The sequence below is a fragment of the Thermoactinospora rubra genome (assembly GCF_002093975.1).
In the GTDB taxonomy this organism is placed as follows: domain Bacteria; phylum Actinomycetota; class Actinomycetes; order Streptosporangiales; family Streptosporangiaceae; genus Nonomuraea; species Nonomuraea rubra_A.
Genome location: NZ_MSZZ01000034.1, coordinates 155923 through 174194 on the forward strand (window position 1 = coordinate 155923; position 18272 = coordinate 174194).

Below are 18272 nucleotides of genomic sequence, written 5' to 3' on the forward strand. Positions count from 1 at the left end.
CGCGGTGCCTGATCAGGATGCATGGTCAGGTTGTGCCCACGAGGAGCTGGGCGATGATCGCCACGGCGGCGCCGCTGAGAGCGGCGGCGGCCACCAGGACGAGGAAGAGGCGGGCCAGCAGGCCGGCCGCCTTCGCGAGCGTGCGCAGAGCGCAGCCGAGCGCCCACAGGGCGATGACGGCGAACAGCGAGAAGACCGCGCGCGCGGCCATCACGCCCTCGGGTGAGGGCTTCACGTCCGTGACCATGGTGGAGAGGACTAGAGTGAGCATGTGTGGCTCCTGAGGGGGTTGGCGCCGGTGAGCCTGACGAGGTGCGGGCGCTCCCAGTGATCGTCTGCCCCGGCCTCCAGGAGTGCCTGCGTGATGCGCGGAAGGTGCCTGCTCGTCCCCCGCTCCGGCGGGCGGGGCACGTGCCTGTTTCGTGTCGCGCTTCATGTCGCCTCGATTTCACTGTAATTCCTGGAATTTCACCTGAAGTCAGGTTGCTTCAGTGAAAGGAATTCCCGGCAGGACTTGCGTTTAATCCGCCCCTACGCCATGATCCTCTGCTTAGAATGAGGGCTTTCAGGCGAAGCACCTCTCCACCAGGTAAATTTCCATGCCGTTCAGCCAATTTCAGTGGAATACTGGAACCCGAGGGAAGGCGGCACCATGGCTGGACAGGCTCTGGCGAGGCGGCTGAGAGCGCTTCGCACCGGACGATGGCCAGGAAAGAAGATCACTCAGATGCAGCTGGGAAAGGCTCTCGGCGGGCTCAGCGTCTCGCTGGTGTCCTCCTGGGAGTCCACCAAGGACCCGGCGGCGCCCACCGACGAGCGCCTCGAGGCCTACGCCAGGCTGTTCTGCACCGACCGCTCGCTGCAGGGAGACTCGCTGCGCCTCCTGGAGATCGCGGAGCTCACGCCCGACGAGCTGCGCCGGCGCGACGGCCTGCTCACGGAGCTGAAGGAACTGCGGAGCGGACGGGACGCCACGGATGCCTCCCCCGCGTCCGCGCCCACCGGGTACTGGCACTTCCCCGACGGCAACACGGTCACCATCATCTGCGCGAAGATGCCCAAGGCCCTGCTCGGCGATCCCAAATACACCGACCGGGCCAGCCCCGACTTCGTCGAGCTGTCCCACTACGCCGACCCCGACGCCCTGATCGAGTTGTTCGGCCACATCCGCGCGACCAATCCGACGAGCTACGTGCGGTTCAGAACCACCGAGACGGTCGCCCCCGACAACCTCACCGACCACATCGTCCTGCTCGGCGGCGTGGACTGGAACACCACCACGACCATGATCCTGGAGCGGATCCAGTTGCCGGTGCGGCAGGTCAACGACTGGGAGGGCGAGAAGGGCCCGTACTTCGAGGTGGGCGAGGAGCGCTTCCACCCGCGGCTCGACGAGCAGGGCAGGCTGCAGGAGGACGTGGCGCTGTTCTACCGGGGCCCGAACCCGCTCAACCACAAGCGGACCCTCACCATCGCCAACGGCATGTACGGCCGCGGCACCTACGGCGCCGTCCGGGCGCTGACCGACCGGAAGTTCCGCGACCGCAACACCGAATACCTGCACAAGCGGTTCGCCGGCCAGCCCGCCTTCGCCGTCTTGACCAAGGTGCTCGTGGTCAACAACGTCACGGTGACCCCCGACTGGACCGTCGAGTCCTACCGGCTCCACGAATGGCCGGCGCCGTGAAGCGCCCCCGCCCCTGGGTCTCCCCCGACCATCACGCCTCCCACGAGCATCTGCTGTGGTTCGCGACCCCGGCCGGCGCGGTCGATCCCGACGCCATCATCGTGCCGACCATCCGCCCGCCCATGGCGCTCAAACACGTCGTCGGGCTCGCGGCGGACCTGCGCCGCCCCCTGGTGGTGCTGTGCAGCGGGAGGTGGACCAGTGCCCGGCGGATGACCGAGTTCGCCGACTGGGGCGCGGAGATCGTCGCGATCGACGTGCCCGAGCGGCGACGTCTCGCGCTGCCGGACTTCCAGACCACCAACCTGCTGGCCGGCACCCGGTTCGAGCGGCGCGAGGACACCTCCGTCAAGCGCAACGTCGCCCTGGCGCTCGCCAGGCTGCTGAGGTGGAAACGCATCCTGTTTCTCGACGACGACATCGAGGTCGACAGCTCGGAGGATCTGCGCCGCGCCGCCGGGCTGCTGGACGACGACTTCAGCGCGGTCGGCATGCGCATCGACGGTTTCCCCGACAACTCCGTGGTGTGCCACGCATATCGGGCGGTCGGGGGGCCCCAGCAGTCCTTCGTCGGCGGCGGAGCGCTGGCGGTGGCGACCGGCAAGGACGCCTCGTTCTTTCCCGCCATCTACAACGAGGACTGGTTCTACCTGCTGGAGGCCAGGAAGCTGCGACGGCTTGGCGTGACAGGGAAGGTGTTCCAGGCTCCCTACGACCCCTTTCGCACCCCCGACAGGGCGCGGGCGGAGGAGCTGGGAGACGTGCTGGCGGAAGGGGTCTTCTGGCTGCTGGACGAGGGAAAGACGCTCCAGGAGGCGGACGAGCGCCATTGGACGGAGTTCCTCGCGCGCAGGAAGCGCTTCATCACCGATGTCCTCACCCGCGTGCCGTTCTGCGATGAACCGCCGGATGTGCGGCAACGCATGCAGGATGCGTTGCGCGCCGCCCGGGGCAGGCTGGACCTGATCTCTCCCGAGCTCTGCGTGGCCTACCTGGCCGCCTGGCGTGCCGACAGGGACGAGTGGCGGGCCTTCCTCAACAGGCTCAAGCCCGTCCGGCGGTGGAAGGAAGCGCTTGCCCGCCTGGGTGTGACGGATCACGAGCACATAAATCCTCATCTGTCACAAATGTGACACCGTTTTGCCAACAAATCGGCATATGTTTCGTCTGGTGCTGACAGACTTCCTTGACCCGCTTGTGACTTTCGCCGGGCCCCCCGGATCGTAGAAGCCATGCGCGTCCAGATTCGGCGGGCTTCGGAGTCGGATCTGCCCGCGTTAGTCGAGGCTTTCGGGCACCGCGAATACTTCAGGACGCATCTCGCCAAGCAGGACGAGGGCCGCGGGATGCTGCTCGTCGCCTTCAACGACCGCAGGCCCGTCGGGCACGTCTACGTCTGGCTGGGCCCGCCCGAGGAGCCCGACCTGCGCAAGGGCCTGGACGACGTGCGGCTGCTCACGCGCCTGGAGGTGGCCCGGCCGTACCGCGGGCGCGGGATCGGCACGGAGCTCGTGCGCGCGGCCGAGGACGTGATCGGCCGGGTCGGCTCCTGGGTGGCCCTCGGCGTCAGCCCGGAGGAGGGCCACCTGCACGCCTTCTACGAACGGCTGGGCTACCGGCTCTGGCGTGAGGAGCTGCTCGCCACGTGGCGGGAGGTCTACCACCGCGACGGGCGGGTCGAACGCATCCCCGACCTGTGCCGCGTGTTCGTCAAGCGCGTACGGCGGGCCAACGGGACGCCCTAGGGACGGCCCGCCGGCGTCCGCGGCGAGGGCTTTCCGGAATTTCCCGGACATGCCACAGCGGGAGCCCCTATCGTTTTGGAGTCGGACCAACACGGTGCGTAATCTCAGGGAGGGGCCCGCATGGGGAGCACGCCAAGCTATGCGGGGTTGGCGCAGGATCGGCGCTTCCGGTTGCTCAAGACGCGGTTCCGGCGCCTGGCGCTGGGCATCGTCGTGTCGTTCCTGAGCTGGTACTTCCTCTACATCCTGCTGTCGGTCTTCGCCCGCGACCTCATGTCCCGCCCGCTGGCGGGCACCGTCAACGTCGCCCTGCTCCTCGGCGTGCTGCAGTTCGTCTCCACCTTCGCCCTGGCCTGGCGCTACACCCGCTATGCCCGCCGCATGCTGGACCCGCTGTCCCGGCAGCTGCGCGAGGAGGCCGAGCGGCAGCAGGCCGAGACGGAGCGGATCGAGCAGATCATGGCCCAGCGGCGGCGCATCGAGGCCTGGACGCCGGCGCCGCGCCGGGCACGGCACCGGCGCACGTCCGGAGGGGTGCGATGAGCGAGGGCCGGCTGCTGACGTTCGGGCTGTTCGTGGCGTTCATCCTGATCACCCTGGCGATCACCTTCTGGGCGCGGGCCACCACCAGGAACGCCGAGGACTTCTACGCCGGCGGCCGGGCCTTCTCCGGCCCCCAGAACGGCCTGGCGCTCGCGGGCGACTACATGTCCGCCGCCTCCTTCCTGGGCATCGCGGGGCTGATCGCCCTGTCGGGCTACGACGGCTTCCTGTACTCCATCGGCTTCCTGGTCGCCTGGCTGCTGACGCTGCTGCTGGTGGAGCTGATGCGCAACGCCGGGCGTTTCACGATGGCCGACGTGCTGTCCCACCGGGTGCGGCGGCAGCCCAGGGTCCGCACGGCCGCGGTGATCTCGACGGTGACCGTGTCGGTGTTCTACCTGGTGGCCCAGATGGTCGGCGCGGGCGCGCTGGTCTCCCTCCTGCTCGGCCTGTCGGGCGGTACGGCCAAGGCCGTCACGATCGTGGTCGTCGGCGCGATCATGATCTTCTACGTGGCCTTCGGCGGCATGAAGGGCACCACGTGGGTGCAGATCATCAAGGCGATCCTGCTGATGACGGGCACGGTCGTGCTGACGGCGCTGGTGCTGGCCCGCTTCGGGTTCAACGTCAGCGACATCCTGGCCGCGGCGGCACGGGCCAGCGGCAGGACCGACTACCTGCACCCGGGCGGCGGCTTCGCCAAGGAGGTGGCGGGCGACCCGGTCAGGACGCTGATCAACAAGCTGGACTTCATCAGCCTGGCGCTCGCCCTCGTGCTGGGCACCGCCGGTCTGCCGCACATCGTCAGCCGCTTCTTCACCGTGCCGGACGCGCGGGCCGCCCGCACGTCGGTGAACTGGGCGATCGGGCTGGTCGGGGTGTTCTACCTGATGACCCTCGCCCTCGGGTTCGGCGCGACCGCGCTGGTCGGGCAGGCCAGGATCGCCGCGGCCGACCCGAGCGGCAACACCGCGGCGCTGCAGCTCGCCTACGTGCTGGGCGAAGGGCTGGGCGGCCCGGTCGGCGGCGACCTGCTGCTGGCCTTCGTCGGCGCGGTCGCCTTCGCCACGATCCTGGCGGTCGTGTCGGGCCTGGTCATGGCCTCCTCCACGTCGCTGGCCCACGACTACTTCGGCCACGTGCTGATGTTCGGCCGGCCGCGCGAGTCGCAGGAGGTGGCGGTGGCGCGCTTGTCGGCGCTGGTCATCGGCCTGCTGGCGGTGGTGCTGGCGGTGGTGGCGCGCCACCAGAACGTCGCCTTCCTCGTGGCGCTGGCCTTCGCGATGGCGGCCTCGGCCAACCTGCCCGCGATCGTGCTGACGCTGTTCTGGAAGCGGTTCAACTCCGCGGGCGTGGTCGCGGGCGTCTACGGCGGCCTGGGCGCCTGCCTGCTGCTGGTGGCGCTCTCGCCGGTGGTGTCGGGCAAGACCGACCCGGTGACGGGGGCCGGCCTGTCGCTGCTGCCGCCGGGGATCGACTTCCACGTGTTCCCGATGGAGAACCCTGGCCTGGTGTCCATCCCGTTCGGCTTCCTGTGCGCCTGGCTGGGCACGCTGCTCAGCCGCGAGAAGGCCGACCGGGAGCGCTACGACGACCTGGCGGTCCGCTCCCTGACGGGGAGCGGGTCACACGCGCAGCGCCAGTAGCCGCTCGCACTCCTCCAGCAGCCGGGCCCGCAACGGCTTGGCGCGCTCGGCGAAGACGCGCTGCGCCGCCGCGTACTCGGCCCGGCCCGCCGCGGTCTCGATCCGGATGGGCGGGTAGCCCAGGGCGCTCAGGTCGTAGGGGCTCGCCCGCATGTCCACGGCCCGGATGTCGCGCGCCAGCTCGAAGCAGTCGGCCACCAGCTCGCTGGGCACCAGCGGGGACAGCTTGTAGGCCCACTTGTACAGGTCCATGTTGGCGTGCAGGCAGCCCGGCTGCTCCAGCTCCACCTGCCGCTCCCGGGTGGGCTGCAGCGCGTTGAGCGGCCGGGCGGGCTCGGTGAAGAAGCGGAAGGCGTCGAAGTGGCTGCACCGCACGCCCCGGCGCTCGACGACCTCGGCGATCTCCTCGGGGGGCAGGCGCAGCGGCTGGGCGGCGTGCCGTACCTCCCTCTGGGGCAGCTTGTAGACCATCGCCCACTCGTGCATGCCGAAGCAGCCCAGGTGCGGCGGACGGGAGGCGGTGGCCGACAGCAGGGCGGCCGTCCACTCCAGGGTGGCCTTGCGGCGCGGCAGCAGCGTGGCCAGGTCCAGCACCGCGCCCTCGTCGGTGTCGAGGTACTCCTTGCCGAACCCCCGCGCCCCGGCCAGGACGACGCCCGCGCCGGGATGCCAGCGGCGCAGCCTGGCCGGGCGGTGACCGTAGTAGATGAACATGAAGTCCTCGACGGGATGGGAGCGTCCGGCCTCGCGGCGCCGCAGGTGCGGTGCCACCCAGGCGTCGACCCGGCGCTCGTGCGCCGCCGCCCGCTCCTGCCACTCCCGCCGGTCCAGCATCGTCACCGATGCATGGTAAGCAATCTTCCCGCCGCGCGCCGACCGCGGGAGTTAGGGTGAGGGCACACCGTACTTCCGGAGGCCAGGGATGCGTGCTCGAGACCTCGCCGGTGAGTTTCCCACGGTCGGGCTCGACACCCCCGCGGTGGAGGCCGCCCGGCTCCTGGCCGAGCAGGACCTGCCGGGCCTCATCGTCGTCGACGAGCAGGGCCGGCCGTTCACGATCCTGCCGGGCACGCAGGTGCTGCGGCTGGCCGTGCCCCGCTACTGCCAGGACGACCCCGCCCTCGCCCGCGTCGTCGACGAGGCGCACGCCGACGTCTTCCTGCGCACGCTCGGCGAGCGGACCGTCCGCGAGTGCCTGCCCGAGCAGCCGCGCGAGCTGGCCATCGCCGAAAGCCGCGCCACCGTGCTGGAGATGGCCGCCCTCATGGCCCGCACCCGCAGCCCCGTCGTCGCCGTGGTCGAGGACGGGCGGCTGATCGGCGCGGTGACGCTCCAGGCGTTGCTGGACCACACGCTCGCCCAGCAGGCGGGTTGACCGAGCGGTCAATCGTCCTATTATCGGACTATAGGGTTCCTTCATTGCCGATGGAGGTGCTCCATGGACAAGAAGTGGGTTCGCTGGCAGGACTGGGTGGCGCTGGTCGTCGGCGTCGTAGCGGCCCTCACCCCGCTGTGGTACACGCCCGACACGACGATGGGCACCTGGGCCATGGTGATCCTCGGCGCCCTGCTGGCGGTCGGCGCGCTGTGGTCGCTGGCCGTCCCCACCGCGCTGATGAGCGAGTGGACCCACGTCGTCCTCGGCGTCCTGCTGTTCGTCTCGCCCTGGGTGTTCGGGTTCCAGGACGTCATGGGCGCCGCGTGGACGGCGTGGATCGCCGGCGCCGTCGCGGTGATCGCCGGCCTGTGGGTCGCCGTCCCGCAGACCCGGGCCCACGGCCGCCCGCACCTGACGACCTGAAGGCGCGACCTCGAAGGCGCCCGGCCGGGGAGCCGCCGATGCGGCGGCTCCCCGCCTTATGCGGATACGTAACTCCTCCGATGCGCGGCCCGGCCCTCGCCTCTACAGTCCAGCCGAGGTGAGGCCCATGCGCAGGCTCGTCGTACTGCTGTCCGCCGCTTTGCTGACCACCCTCCCGGCCACGGCGCACGCCGCGGCGGGCAAGCCCGCGTCCGGGACCGCCCAGGTGGTCTACCAGCGCGCCGCCTTCGCCTCCGGCACGCCGGAGGGCGTGTCCGCCGGCGAGGTGCTGTCCTTCTCCACCCCCGCGGGCACCCTCCAGTACGGCGGCGCCACCTGGGAGTACGCCCGCTGGACGGGCGCGGAGACGCAAGTCGGCTTCGGCGCGACCGAGCTGGTCGCCTCCTGGACCGCCGACACCCCGGCCGGGACCTGGATCGAGGTCGAGATGCGCGGCACCGCGCCCGGCACCAAGTGGTACGTCATGGGCCGCTGGGCCTACGGGGACGGCGACATCCAGCGCACCTCCGTGCCGGGCCAGGGCGACGCGGACGGCCACGTGGCCGTCGACACCTTCGTCGCCGCCGCCGGCCGGCCGCTGGACTCCTACCAGCTGCGGGTGACGTTGTACCGCAAGCCGGGCACGGCCACCGGCCCCACGGTCAGGACGCTGGGCGCCATGGCCTCGGCTGTGCCCGAGCGCAAGACGGTCCCGGTCAGCCCGGGCGGCGAGGCGTGGGGCGTGGAGCTGGCCGTGCCGCGCCGTTCGCAGAGCATCCACCAGGGCCACTACCCGGAGTGGGACGGCGGCGGCCAGGCGTGGTGCAGCCCGACCTCCACGACCATGGTGCTGGGCTACTGGGGCAGGTGGCCCAGCGCCGAGGACATGGCCTGGGTGGACCCCTCCGACCCCAACCCCGAGGTGGACTACACGGCGCGCCACGTCTACGACTACGCCTACCAGGGCGCGGGCAACTGGCCGTTCAACACCGCCTACGCCGGCAGGTACGGCCTGGACGGGTTCATCACCCGCCTGCGCTCGGCCACGGAGCTGGAGAGGTTCATCAAGGCCGGCATCCCGGTGATCACGTCGCAGTCGTTCAAGAAGGGCGAGCTGCCCGGCGCCGGCTACGGCACGGACGGCCACATCTTCGTGGTGATCGGCTTCACCGCCACCGGCGACGTCATCGTCAACGACCCCGCCAACGCGCCCGCCAACGACCACGTGCGCAGGGTCTACCCGCGGGCGGACTTCGAGAAGGTGTGGCTGCGCAGCTCCAGCAGCGGCGGCATCGCCTACGTCATCCGCCCGCCCGGCCACCCCCTGCCGCCCGGCATGCCGGGGCTGCCCGCCAACTGGTGAGCCGCGGGCGGGATCCCGGGTCAGGGCAGCAGGCCGGTCCGGCGGGCGGCCACCACGGTCTCGTGCCGGTTGTGGGTGCCCAGCTTGCGCATGGCGCTGCGCAGGTAGCTCTTGACGGTCTCCGGCAGCAGGCCGAGCCGCTGCGCGGTCTCCGCGTTGGTGCAGCCGAGGGCGATCCAGGCCAGCACGTCCAGCTCGCGGGGCGACAGCCGTACGGCGGGCTGGGCGCGGGGAGGGCCGCCCAGCCGCTCGCACACCGCCAGCAGCCGCTCGCGCAGGGCGGGGTCGGCGACCTCCTGGGCGATGGCCCGCAGCTCGGCGTGCGCCTCCCGGATGTCCTCGCGCCGCTCGTGCTGCCCGGCCCTGGCCAGCCGCCGCTCGACCTCGTCGCGGACGGCCAGCTCGGTGGCCAGATCGGCGCCCACCCGGGCGGCCACGCCCAGCGTCCGGTCGCCGAAGGCCAGCGGCTGGCGCAGGGCCGCGTACAGCACGGCCCGCACCACCCGGTCGACGACGACGGGCACGGCGAGCACCGAGCGCAGCGCCTCGGCGCGGACCGGCCGGTCGTACTCGTGGCTGATGTCGCAGGCGCTGGCGTAGTCGCCGACCGCGGCGGGCCTCGCCAGCGCGACGACCTTGCCGCCCAGTCCCCTGCCCGCGCTGATGGCGAGGTTGCGCAGCGCGGTGGTGCGGGTGCCGCGCATCTCGGTCAGCCGGATCTGGCGGCGGGCGCTCACCGCGCCGCCGAAGACCACGGGCACGCCGGTCGCGCGGCGTAGCCTTCCCAGGGCCTGCTGTAGCGCGTCTGCCTCCACGAGGCGATCCAATCACCGGCCGCGGCCGGAGCTCTACCCCCGTTCGGGGGTGGCCGCCCGCGCGGGGCGGTCGCAGACTGGGCATATGTTGTCGTACTCCAGCGCCACAGCCGACACCCCGCTGCTCGGGGAGACGATCGGGGAGAACTTCGAGCGGACCGTGGAGCGGTTCGGCGACCGCGAGGCGCTCGTCGAGGTGCCGACCGGCCGCCGCTGGACCTACGCCGAGCTCGACGCCGAGGTCGACACCGTCGCCCGCGCCCTGCTCGCGCGCGGCGTCGCCAAGGGCGACCGGGTGGGCATCTGGTCGCCCAACCGCGCCGAGTGGGTGCTCGTGCAGTACGCCACCGCCAAGATCGGCGCGATCCTGGTCAACGTCAACCCGGCCTACCGCGGCCACGAGCTGGACTACGTGGTCAGGCAGTCGGGCATGCGGCTGCTGATCAGCGCGCTGACCCACAAGACCAGCGACTACCGCGCCATGGTCGAGCAGATCGGCTTCCGCGACGTCGTCTACCTGGACGACCCCAGCTGGGAGGCGCTGCTGGCCGAGCAGGCGCCCGAGGAGCGGCTGCGCGAGCGCATGGCCTCGCTGAGCTTCGACGACCCGATCAACATCCAGTACACCTCGGGGACGACCGGCTTCCCGAAGGGCGCGACTCTGTCGCACCACAACATCCTCAACAACGGCTTCTTCGTCGGCGAGCTGCTGCACTACACCGAGCGGGACCGGGTATGCCTGCCGGTGCCGTTCTACCACTGCTTCGGCATGGTCATGGGCAACCTCGGCGCCACCTCCCACGGCGCGTGCGTCGTCATCCCCGCGCCGAGCTTCGAGCCGGAGGCCACGCTGCGCGCCGTGCAGGACGAGCGATGCACCTCCCTGTACGGCGTGCCGACGATGTTCATCGCCGAGCTGGCCCTGGCCGCCAAGTTCGACCTGTCGACGCTGCGCACCGGCATCATGGCGGGCTCGCCCTGCCCGGTGGAGGTGATGAAGCGCGTCGTGAGCGAGATGAACATGCGCGAGGTGGCGATCTGCTACGGCATGACCGAGACCTCGCCGGTCTCGACGATGACCCGGCACGACGACTCGCTGACCCGCCGTACCGAGACGGTCGGCAGGGTGATGCCGCACGTGGAGGTGAAGATCGTCCACCCGGAGACCGGGCTGGTGGTGCCGCGCGGCGAGGCGGGCGAGCTGTGCACGCGCGGCTACTCGGTCATGCTGGGCTACTGGGAGGAGCCGGACAAGACCGCCGAGGCCATCGACGCCGCGCGGTGGATGCACACCGGCGACCTGGCCACCATGGACGCCGACGGCTACGTCAACATCGTGGGCCGGATCAAGGACATGGTGATCCGCGGCGGGGAGAACATCTACCCGCGCGAGATCGAGGAGTTCCTCTACACCCATCCCGACATCGCCGACGTGCAGGTCATCGGCGTGCCCGACGAGCGGTTCGGCGAGGAGGTGATGGCCTGGATCATCATGCGGGAGGGCGCCGAGCCGCTGACCGCCGAGGCGGTCAGGGAGTTCTGCGCGGGCAGGCTCGCCCACTACAAGATCCCGCGCTACGTCCACGTCGTCGACAGCTTCCCGATGACGGTGACCGGCAAGATCCGCAAGGTGGAGATGCGCGAGCAGGCCGTCGAGCTGCTGGGGCTGCAGGAGGCGGCCCGGCGCAGGAACGCCTGACCGGGCACTCTCGCCGCTCGGCCCGTCACTCCTGCGCTCTTCGCTCCTCGTCGAGCACCCGCTGGGCCACGGCGAAGGCGGCGTTGGCCGCGGGCACCCCGCAGTAGATCGCGGTCTGCAGCAGCACCTCGCCGATCTCCTCCGGGGTGAGCCCGCCCCGCAGGGCGGCGCGCACGTGCATGGCCAGCTCCTCCAGGTGGCCGCGGGCGACCAGCGCGGTGAGCGTGACGCAGCTGCGGGTCCTGCGGTCCAGGCCGGGCCGGGTCCAGATCTCGCCCCAGGCGTACCGGGTGATCAGGTCCTGGAAGTCGCGGGTGAAGGCCGTGGTGCCGGCGATCGCGCGGTCCACGTGGGCGTCGCCGAGCACCTCGCGCCGCACCTTCATGCCGGGTACGGCGGGCAGATGCGCCAGCAGCGCGGCGGTGACGGCCTCGGGACGGTTCACGGTGGCCAGGTGGGCGGCGCCGGGGATCTCCACGAGCGTCGCGCCCGGGATGCCGTCGGCCAGCTGCCTGGCGTGGGCGGGCGGCGTGGCGGGATCCTCCCGGCCCGCGATGACGAGCGTGGGCGTGGCGATCTTCGGCAGGTCGTGGCGCAGGTCGTAGCCGGCGAGCGCGTCGCAGCACGCCGCGTAGCCCACAGGGTCGGCCGCCTCGAGGTCGCCGAGCAGCGCGCGAGCGAGCGGCTCTGCCGTACCGCCGGACGGAAACCAGCGCCCCGCGGCGGCCTCCAGCAGCGGCGCCGTCCCCTGCGCTCGCACCAGCTCGGCCCGCTCCCGCCAGCCCTCGGGCTCGCCGAACCGGGCCGAGGAGCACACCAGCGCCAGCGAGCGCAGCCGCTCCGGGTGGCGCACCGCCAGCGTGGCCCCGATCGCGCCGCCGAGCGAGACGCCCGCGTAGTGGAAGGACTCCCACCCGTGGTGGCCGGCCAGCTCCAGGACCTGCCGGGCCAGGTCCTCCACGGTCAGCGGCTCGAGGGCCGGGGAGCCGCCGTGGCCCGGCAGGTCGAAGCGCAGCACGCGGAACCTGCGGGCCAGCGCCGCGACCTGCGGCTCCCACACGCGCAGCGACGTGCCCAGCGACGGCCCGAGCACCAGCGGCTCGCCCCGCTCCGGGCCGTCGAGTCGGTGGTGCGGCAGCGTCATGACGTGAAGTCCAGGAACACGGTCTCCCCCTCGCCCTGGAGGCGGATGTCGAACCGGTAGAGGCCCGGACGCTCCTCGGCCGCCAGCAGCGTGCGCGCCCGCCCGGCGGGCAGCGTGTCGAGGAAGGGGTCGTGCCGCAGGTAGATGCGGGTGAACAGGTGGTGCAGCAGACCGCGTGCGAACACGCACACGCTGATGTAGCCGTTGCCGGGGACGAGCGTGCGCAGCGTCCAGTGGCCGTCGGCGTCGGTGGGGACCCGGCCGAAGCCGGTGAAGTCCACGCCGTGCCTGCCGACGACCCGCCCGGTCACCGGGTCGCGCCGCAGCGAGCCGGGCGCCCCCTTCAGCGAGCCGGACGGGTCGGCCTGCCAGAACTCCAGCAGCGCGTCCGGGATCGGGTCGCCCGCGCCGTCGTAGACGTGCCCGTGCACGGTGATCCCGCCGGTCGCGATCTCTTCTCCGCCGGGGAACGGCAGGGCGTACCCGTAGAAGGGGCCGACGGTCTGGGAGGGGGTGGGGCGGTTCATCGGCCCTCCTCCATCCAGGTCGCGGCCGGGCCGTCCAGCACGATGTCCCACCGGTAGCCCAGCGACCACTCCGGCACCGACAGGTCGTGGTCGTAGGCCGCCACCAGGCGGTCGCGGGCGGCCGGGTCGGTGACCGACTGCAGCACGGGGTCGTAGGGGAACAGCGGGTCGCCCGGGAAGTACATCTGCGTGACCAGCCGCTGGGTGAAGGCCGTCCCGAAGACCGAGAAGTGGATGTGCGCGGGACGCCAGGCGTTGCGGTGGTTGCGCCACGGGTAGGGGCCGGGCTTGATCGTGGTGAACTTGTAGCGGCCCTCCTCGTCGGTCAGGCAGCGGCCCACGCCCGTGAAGTTGGGGTCCAGCGGCGCGGGGTGGTCGTCGCGCTGGTGCGGGTAGCGGCCGGAGGCGTTGGCCTGCCAGATCTCCACCAGCTGGCCGCGGACCGGGCGGCCGTCCCGGTCCAGGATCCGCCCCTCGACGGTGATCCGCTCGCCCAGCGGCTCGCCCACGTGCCGGCGGGTCAGGTCGGCGTCCAGCGGGGTGACGTCGGTGACGCCGAACACCGGGCCGGTCAGCTCGGCGGCCTCGGGGTCCTTGACCGGGACGAGCGGCTGCTTGGGATGGCGCAGCACGCTGCTGCGGTAGGGGGCGAAGTCGCGCAGGGGATGGCCGGACTTGGGCGCGACCGCGTGCAGCTCGGCGATCTCGCGGTCGATGTCCGCCTGGGTGAGGGTCACGGATGCCTACCTTTCGAGGAGGACGGCCAGGCCCTGGCCGACGCCGATGCAGAGGGCGGCCACGCCGAGTCCCGACCCGGCCGCGGCCAGCCGGTGGGCGACCGTGCCGGTGATGCGGGCTCCGGAGGCGCCCAGCGGGTGGCCCAGGGCGATGGCGCCGCCGCTGGGGTTGACGATGGAGGGGTCCAGGTCCGGCAGCTCGGCCAGGCAGCCGAGCGTCTGGGCGGCGAAGGCCTCGTTGAGCTCGGCGGTGGCCAGGTCGCCGAAGCTCCTGCCGGCCTTGGCCAGGACCCTGGTGACGGCCTCGACGGGGCCGAGGCCGAAGTAGCGGGGTTCGAGGGCGCTGACCGCGCCGGCGGTGACGCGGGCGAGGGGTTCGCGGCCGCGCAGCCCGGCCTCGTCGGTCAGCAGCAGGGCCGCCGCGCCGTCGCTGAGCGGGGAGGAGTTGCCCGCCGTGACCGTGCCGCCGGGCCGGAAGGCCGGCCCCAGGCGGGCCAGCGCCTCCAGGGAGGTGTCGCGGCGGACGCCCTCGTCGCGGGAGAGGTCGCCGACCGGGACGATCTCCCGGCCGAAGTCGGCCGCGGCCGCCTTGCGGTGGCTGGCCAGGGCGAAGGCGTCCTGCTGGTCGCGGGTGACGCCGTGCTTGTCGGCGATCAGCTCCGCGCCCTCGCCGAGCGGGATCGTGTGCTCGGCGGGCATGTCCGGGTTGACCAGGCGCCAGCCGAGCGTGGTGGACACCAGCTCGGCGTGGCCGGCCGGGAAGGACTTGCCGGGCTTGGGCAGCACCCACGGGGCGCGGGTCATCGACTCCACGCCGCCCGCGACGACGGCCGAGGCGTCACCGAGCGCGATGGCCCGGTAGGCCTGGATGACGGCCTCCATGCCGGAGCCGCACAGCCGGTTGACGGTCACGCCCGGGGTGGTGACCGGGAGCCCGGCCAGCAGCGCGGCCATGCGGGCGACGTTGCGGTTCTCCTCGCCGGCGCCGTTGGCGTTGCCGAGGATCACCTCGTCCACGCCCTCCTGGCCGGTGCGCTCGACCAGGGCCTTGACGACGTGGGCGGCCAGGTCGTCGGGGCGCGCGCCCGCGAGGGCTCCGCCGTACCGGCCGAAGGGGGTGCGGACGGCGTCGACGACGTAGACGGTCTTCACGCGATGACCTCCGCGGCGGTACGGCGGCGCAGCTCCTCCACGGTCACGCCGGGCGCGGTCTCCACCAGCGCCAGGCCCTTGCCGGTGACGTCGAGCACGCCCAGGTCGGTGATGATCCGGTCGACGCAGGCCTGGCCGGTGAGCGGCAGCGTGCACTCCTCGACGATCTTCGGGGAGCCGTCCTTGGCGGTGTGCTCCATGATGACGAGGACCCGTCCGGCGCCGTGGACCAGGTCCATGGCCCCGCCCATGCCCTTGACGAGCCTGCCGGGGACCATCCAGTTGGCCAGGTCGCCGCGGGCCGAGACCTGCATGGCGCCGAGCACCGCCACGTCGATGTGGCCGCCGCGGATCATGCCGAACGACAGCGCCGAGTCGAAGAACGACGCGCCCGGCAGCACCGTCACGGTCTCCTTGCCCGCGTTGATCAGGTCGGGGTCGACCTCGTCCTCGGCCGGGTAGGGGCCGACGCCGAGGATGCCGTTCTCCGAGTGCAGGATCACGTCCACGCCGGCGGGCAGGAACTGCGGGATGCGGGTGGGCAGGCCGATGCCCAGGTTGACGTAGTCGCCGTCGCGCAGCTCGGCCGCGGCCCGCGCGACCATCTCGTCCCTGGTCCAGCTCATGGGCGCACGGTCCTCTTCTCGATGCCCTTGGCGGCGGCCTGCTCGGGGGTGAGCACCACGACGCGCTGGACGAAGACGCCCGGCAGGTGCACCTCGTCGGGGTCGAGGTCGGTCAGCTCCTCCACCTCGGCGATGGTGATGCGCCCCGCCATGGCGGCCAGCGGGTTGAAGTTCCGCGCGGCCTTGCTGAAGACGAGGTTGCCGTGCCGGTCGCCCTTGGCGGCGCGGACCAGCGCGAAGTCGGTCCTGATGCCGCGCTCGAGGACGTACGGCCGGCCGTCGAACTCCCGCACCTCCTTGGGCGGGGAGGCGACCGCGACCGACCCGTCGGGCGCGTGGCGCAGCGGCAGCCCGCCGGTCGCGATCGGGGTGCCGACGCCGGCCGGGGTGTAGAAGGCCGGGATGCCGCAGCCGCCGGCGCGCAGCCGTTCGGCCAGGCTGCCCTGCGGGGTCAGCTCCACCTCGACCTCCCCGGCCAGGTACTGCCGGGCGAACTCCCTGTTCTCGCCGATGTAGGAGGCCGTCACCCGCGCGATGCGCCCGGCGGCCAGCAGCAGGCCCAGGCCGCCGCCGTCGGTGCCGCAGTTGTTGGACACGACGCTGATGCCGGTCACGCCGGAGTCGTAGAGGGCCTGGATCAGCACGCTGGGGATGCCGCTGAGGCCGAAGCCGCCGACCGCGAACGACGCGCCGTCGCGCACGTCGGCCAGCGCCTCCCGGGCCGAGGGGACCACCTTGTTCGTCCGCACCGTTGACCGCCGATGTTCGCTAGTGTTCGCTGGATGAACTTTAGTTCGCTATTGTGATATGCCGAGTATGGTCAGCGGCGCGTGCCCTGTCAAAGGAGGGCCCATGGAGCAGGCGGGGACCCTGGAGCGCGGCCTGGCCGTGCTGCGCGTGCTGACCTCCGAGCCGCGCCGCCGCATGCGGGCCACCGACCTGGTCCGCGCCACGGGCCTGGCCCGCTCCACCGTCGACCGGATCCTGGCGACGCTGGTCCACCTGGGATACCTGCGGACGGAGGAGCGTGACGTGCTGCTCGCGCCCCGGCTGATGGAGCTGGGCGAGGCGTACCTGAGGTGCAGCGGCCTGCCGGAGGCGCTCGCCCCGCACGCCGAGCGGCTGGCCGCCGAGCTGGACGAGTCGGTGTCGCTGGCCGTGCCGGACGGCGACGGGATCCGTTTCGTCGCTCAGGCCACCCGGCGTCGGACCATGTCGGTCGCCTTCCGGGTCGGGGACCGGCTGCCGGCCGACCGGTGCGCGGCCGGGCTGGTCTTCCTCGACCCCGGCGCACCGTGCCAGGTCGACGACCAGCTCATCGAGCCCGGGCTGATCGCGGTGGCGGCGCCGGTGCGCGACGCCGAGGGCACGGCGGTGTGCGCGCTGAGCGTGGTCAGCCACACCAGCAGGCACACGGCCACGGGCCTGCGCGACCACGCCCTCCCCCGGATGCGGGAGGCGGTGGCGGCCATGGAGGCGGCCCTGGCCCGGCCGGCGCCGCTCCCCCGCCCCGACACGGCAATGGCCGACGTCTCCAGGGCCGTCAAGGCGGAGCGGGGCGCGGAGTTCCTCCAGTCGCTGGCCCGCGGCCTGGCGGTCCTGGTCTCCCTGGGATCGGCGCGCGGCGGGCTCACCCTGGCCGGCTCCGCCCGGGTGACCGGGCTGCCGAGGGCGACGGTACGGCGGGCGGTCCAGACGCTGGAGCAGGTGGGGTACGCCGCGGCCGAGGGCGGGCGGTTCCGGCTGCTGCCCAGGGTGCTGGAGCTCGGCTACGCGCACCTGAGCGGGCTGTCGTTCGCCGAGATCGTGCAGCCGCACCTGGCGGACCTGGTGGCGCGGGTGCGGGAGTCGGCGTCGGTGGCGGTGCTGTCGGGCGAGGACGTCGTCTACGTGGCGCGGGTGCCCACGGTCAGCATCATGAGCGTGACCATCACCGTGGGCACCCGCTTCCCGGCGTATGCGACCTCGATGGGCCGGGTCCTGCTGGCCGGCCTGCCCGAGGAGCGCGTGCTGTCACTGCCCGTGCGGCCGCTGACCCGCCACACGGTCGGCTCCGCGGCCGAGCTGGCGGCAGCCGTACGGCGGGCGCGCCGGGACGGGTACGCGGTGGTCGACCAGGAGCTGGAGGAGGGAGTGCGGTCCATCGCCGTGCCGCTGCGCGACCACGCCGGGCGGGTGGTGGCCGCGGTCAACGTCGCCGCGCACGCCAGCCGGGCGACGCCGGAGGACCTGGTGCGCGAGGTCCTGCCCGCCCTGCGGGAGGCCGCGGGGCGGATCGAGGCGGACCTGCGCCACGTGCGCGCGACACCCTCCTGATCAGGAGGGCGTCCTGGTTACGCGATCCTGGTTACGCGATCTTGGTTATGCGGTCCTGGTTACGCGATCTTGGTTATGCGGTCTTGCCGTAGCGCCGGGTGAAGCGCTCCACGCGGCCCGCGGTGTCCAGCACGCGGCCCCGGCCGGTGTGGAACGGGTGGCTCGCCGAGGAGACGTCCACGTCGACGACGGGATAGGTGACGCCGTCCGTCCACTCGATCGTCTTGTCACCGGTGAGCGTGGACCTCGTCAGGAAGGCGAAGCCGGCGCTCGGGTCGCGGAAGACGACGGGACGGTAGGCGGGGTGGATGCCTTTCTTCATGACCCGCACAACGACAACGGTTTTCGTTTTAATCCCGGCTTGATCCCCGTCAGGCGGGAGGCCGCGTGCGGCCGACGGTGCTTTCGCGGACCACCAGCCGGTAATCGGCCCGCACCTCCCGCGGCGGCCGCCCGGCGCCGCCCTCCAGC

At 72.3% G+C, this 18272-nt stretch carries 20 protein-coding genes; 10 read left to right on the top strand and 10 right to left on the bottom strand.

All coding sequences use genetic code 11. The annotated features are described in order from the left end of the window. Window positions 1–25 precede the first annotated feature (25 nt). Window positions 26–271, bottom strand: a complete 246-nt coding sequence (locus tag BSB02_RS28140; protein ID WP_143591237.1) for a hypothetical protein — start codon at window positions 269–271, stop codon at window positions 26–28. 456 nt (window positions 272–727) lie between these two features. Between BSB02_RS28140 and BSB02_RS28145 the strand changes: the two genes are divergently transcribed. The 5 genes from BSB02_RS28145 to BSB02_RS28165 all read left to right on the top strand — a co-directional run bounded on the left by BSB02_RS28145 (window position 728) and on the right by BSB02_RS28165 (window position 5621). After that, complete coding sequence (locus BSB02_RS28145; protein ID WP_240506693.1) at window positions 728–1687, top strand: hypothetical protein; 960 nt, start codon at window positions 728–730, stop codon at window positions 1685–1687. Beyond that, on the top strand, window positions 1684–2820 hold the full coding sequence (locus tag BSB02_RS28150; RefSeq protein ID WP_143591239.1) for a hypothetical protein: 1137 nt from the start codon (window positions 1684–1686) through the stop codon (window positions 2818–2820). The genes BSB02_RS28145 and BSB02_RS28150 overlap by 4 nt, the downstream gene beginning before the upstream one ends. A 99-nt stretch (window positions 2821–2919) precedes the next feature. Further along, window positions 2920–3432 (top strand): GNAT family N-acetyltransferase, encoded by a 513-nt coding sequence (locus BSB02_RS28155; RefSeq protein ID WP_084963568.1) that lies wholly within the window; start codon window positions 2920–2922, stop codon window positions 3430–3432. 120 nt (window positions 3433–3552) lie between these two features. Then, window positions 3553–3975 carry a DUF485 domain-containing protein gene (locus BSB02_RS28160; RefSeq protein WP_143591241.1) on the top strand — a complete coding sequence of 141 codons (423 nt, stop codon included), beginning with the start codon at window positions 3553–3555 and terminating at the stop codon, window positions 3973–3975. Beyond that, complete coding sequence (locus BSB02_RS28165) at window positions 3972–5621, top strand: solute symporter family protein (RefSeq protein WP_084963570.1); 1650 nt, start codon at window positions 3972–3974, stop codon at window positions 5619–5621. The genes BSB02_RS28160 and BSB02_RS28165 overlap by 4 nt, the downstream gene beginning before the upstream one ends. Here the strand turns inward: BSB02_RS28165 and BSB02_RS28170 are convergent. Next, window positions 5601–6455, bottom strand: coding sequence for a 3-methyladenine DNA glycosylase (locus tag BSB02_RS28170; protein WP_084963571.1), 855 nt, complete (start codon window positions 6453–6455; stop codon window positions 5601–5603). The two genes, BSB02_RS28165 and BSB02_RS28170, sit on opposite strands and share 21 nt — an antisense overlap. Before the next feature lie 88 nt (window positions 6456–6543). On the opposite strand from BSB02_RS28170, the gene BSB02_RS28175 reads away from it, so the two are divergent. The 3 genes from BSB02_RS28175 (at window position 6544) to BSB02_RS28185 (ending at window position 8785) form a co-directional block, all read left to right on the top strand. Beyond that, window positions 6544–6996 carry a CBS domain-containing protein gene (locus BSB02_RS28175; RefSeq protein ID WP_084963572.1) on the top strand — a complete coding sequence of 151 codons (453 nt, stop codon included), beginning with the start codon at window positions 6544–6546 and terminating at the stop codon, window positions 6994–6996. 63 nt (window positions 6997–7059) lie between these two features. Continuing rightward, window positions 7060–7422: an SPW repeat protein gene (locus BSB02_RS28180; protein ID WP_084963573.1), complete on the top strand. Its 363-nt coding sequence runs from the start codon at window positions 7060–7062 to the stop codon at window positions 7420–7422. 127 nt (window positions 7423–7549) lie between these two features. Further along, a complete protein-coding gene (locus BSB02_RS28185; protein WP_084963574.1) occupies window positions 7550–8785 on the top strand; it encodes a C39 family peptidase in 1236 nt (411 codons plus the stop codon). A gap of 20 nt (window positions 8786–8805) precedes the next feature. On the opposite strand, the gene BSB02_RS28190 is transcribed toward BSB02_RS28185, so the two are convergent. Next, window positions 8806–9600, bottom strand: coding sequence for a helix-turn-helix transcriptional regulator (locus BSB02_RS28190; RefSeq protein ID WP_084963575.1), 795 nt, complete (start codon window positions 9598–9600; stop codon window positions 8806–8808). Between the two features lie 85 nt (window positions 9601–9685). Here BSB02_RS28190 and BSB02_RS28195 point away from each other — a divergent pair, with 85 nt between their 5' ends. Then, the gene (locus BSB02_RS28195) at window positions 9686–11299 is read left to right on the top strand and encodes an AMP-binding protein (RefSeq protein ID WP_084963576.1); all 1614 of its coding nucleotides are present in this window, start codon (window positions 9686–9688) and stop codon (window positions 11297–11299) included. A gap of 25 nt (window positions 11300–11324) precedes the next feature. On the opposite strand, the gene pcaDC is transcribed toward BSB02_RS28195, so the two are convergent. The 6 genes from pcaDC to BSB02_RS28225 are packed head-to-tail and all read right to left on the bottom strand — an operon-like array spanning window position 11325 to window position 16234. Further along, window positions 11325–12443 carry a bifunctional 3-oxoadipate enol-lactonase/4-carboxymuconolactone decarboxylase PcaDC gene (pcaDC, locus tag BSB02_RS28200; protein WP_084963577.1) on the bottom strand — a complete coding sequence of 373 codons (1119 nt, stop codon included), beginning with the start codon at window positions 12441–12443 and terminating at the stop codon, window positions 11325–11327. Then, a complete protein-coding gene (gene pcaG, locus BSB02_RS28205; RefSeq protein ID WP_084963578.1) occupies window positions 12440–12970 on the bottom strand; it encodes a protocatechuate 3,4-dioxygenase subunit alpha in 531 nt (176 codons plus the stop codon). The genes pcaDC and pcaG overlap by 4 nt, the downstream gene beginning before the upstream one ends. Next, window positions 12967–13707 (bottom strand): protocatechuate 3,4-dioxygenase subunit beta, encoded by a 741-nt coding sequence (gene pcaH / locus BSB02_RS28210; RefSeq protein ID WP_084963579.1) that lies wholly within the window; start codon window positions 13705–13707, stop codon window positions 12967–12969. Before pcaH ends, pcaG begins: the two co-directional genes overlap by 4 nt. A 6-nt stretch (window positions 13708–13713) precedes the next feature. Next, window positions 13714–14859 carry a thiolase family protein gene (locus tag BSB02_RS28215; RefSeq protein ID WP_084963580.1) on the bottom strand — a complete coding sequence of 382 codons (1146 nt, stop codon included), beginning with the start codon at window positions 14857–14859 and terminating at the stop codon, window positions 13714–13716. After that, window positions 14856–15485, bottom strand: coding sequence for a CoA transferase subunit B (locus tag BSB02_RS28220; protein ID WP_084963581.1), 630 nt, complete (start codon window positions 15483–15485; stop codon window positions 14856–14858). Before BSB02_RS28220 ends, BSB02_RS28215 begins: the two co-directional genes overlap by 4 nt. After that, entirely contained in the window at window positions 15482–16234 is a 753-nt protein-coding gene (locus BSB02_RS28225) for a CoA transferase subunit A (RefSeq protein WP_084963582.1), read from the bottom strand. The genes BSB02_RS28220 and BSB02_RS28225 overlap by 4 nt, the downstream gene beginning before the upstream one ends. Before the next feature lie 103 nt (window positions 16235–16337). Here BSB02_RS28225 and BSB02_RS43330 point away from each other — a divergent pair, with 103 nt between their 5' ends. Then, a complete protein-coding gene (locus BSB02_RS43330) occupies window positions 16338–17801 on the top strand; it encodes an IclR family transcriptional regulator domain-containing protein (RefSeq protein ID WP_206184933.1) in 1464 nt (487 codons plus the stop codon). A gap of 73 nt (window positions 17802–17874) precedes the next feature. Here BSB02_RS43330 and BSB02_RS28235 read toward each other — a convergent pair whose 3' ends face one another. After that, window positions 17875–18123, bottom strand: coding sequence for a type B 50S ribosomal protein L31 (locus BSB02_RS28235; RefSeq protein WP_084963584.1), 249 nt, complete (start codon window positions 18121–18123; stop codon window positions 17875–17877). Window positions 18124–18272: the final 149 nt, after the last annotated feature.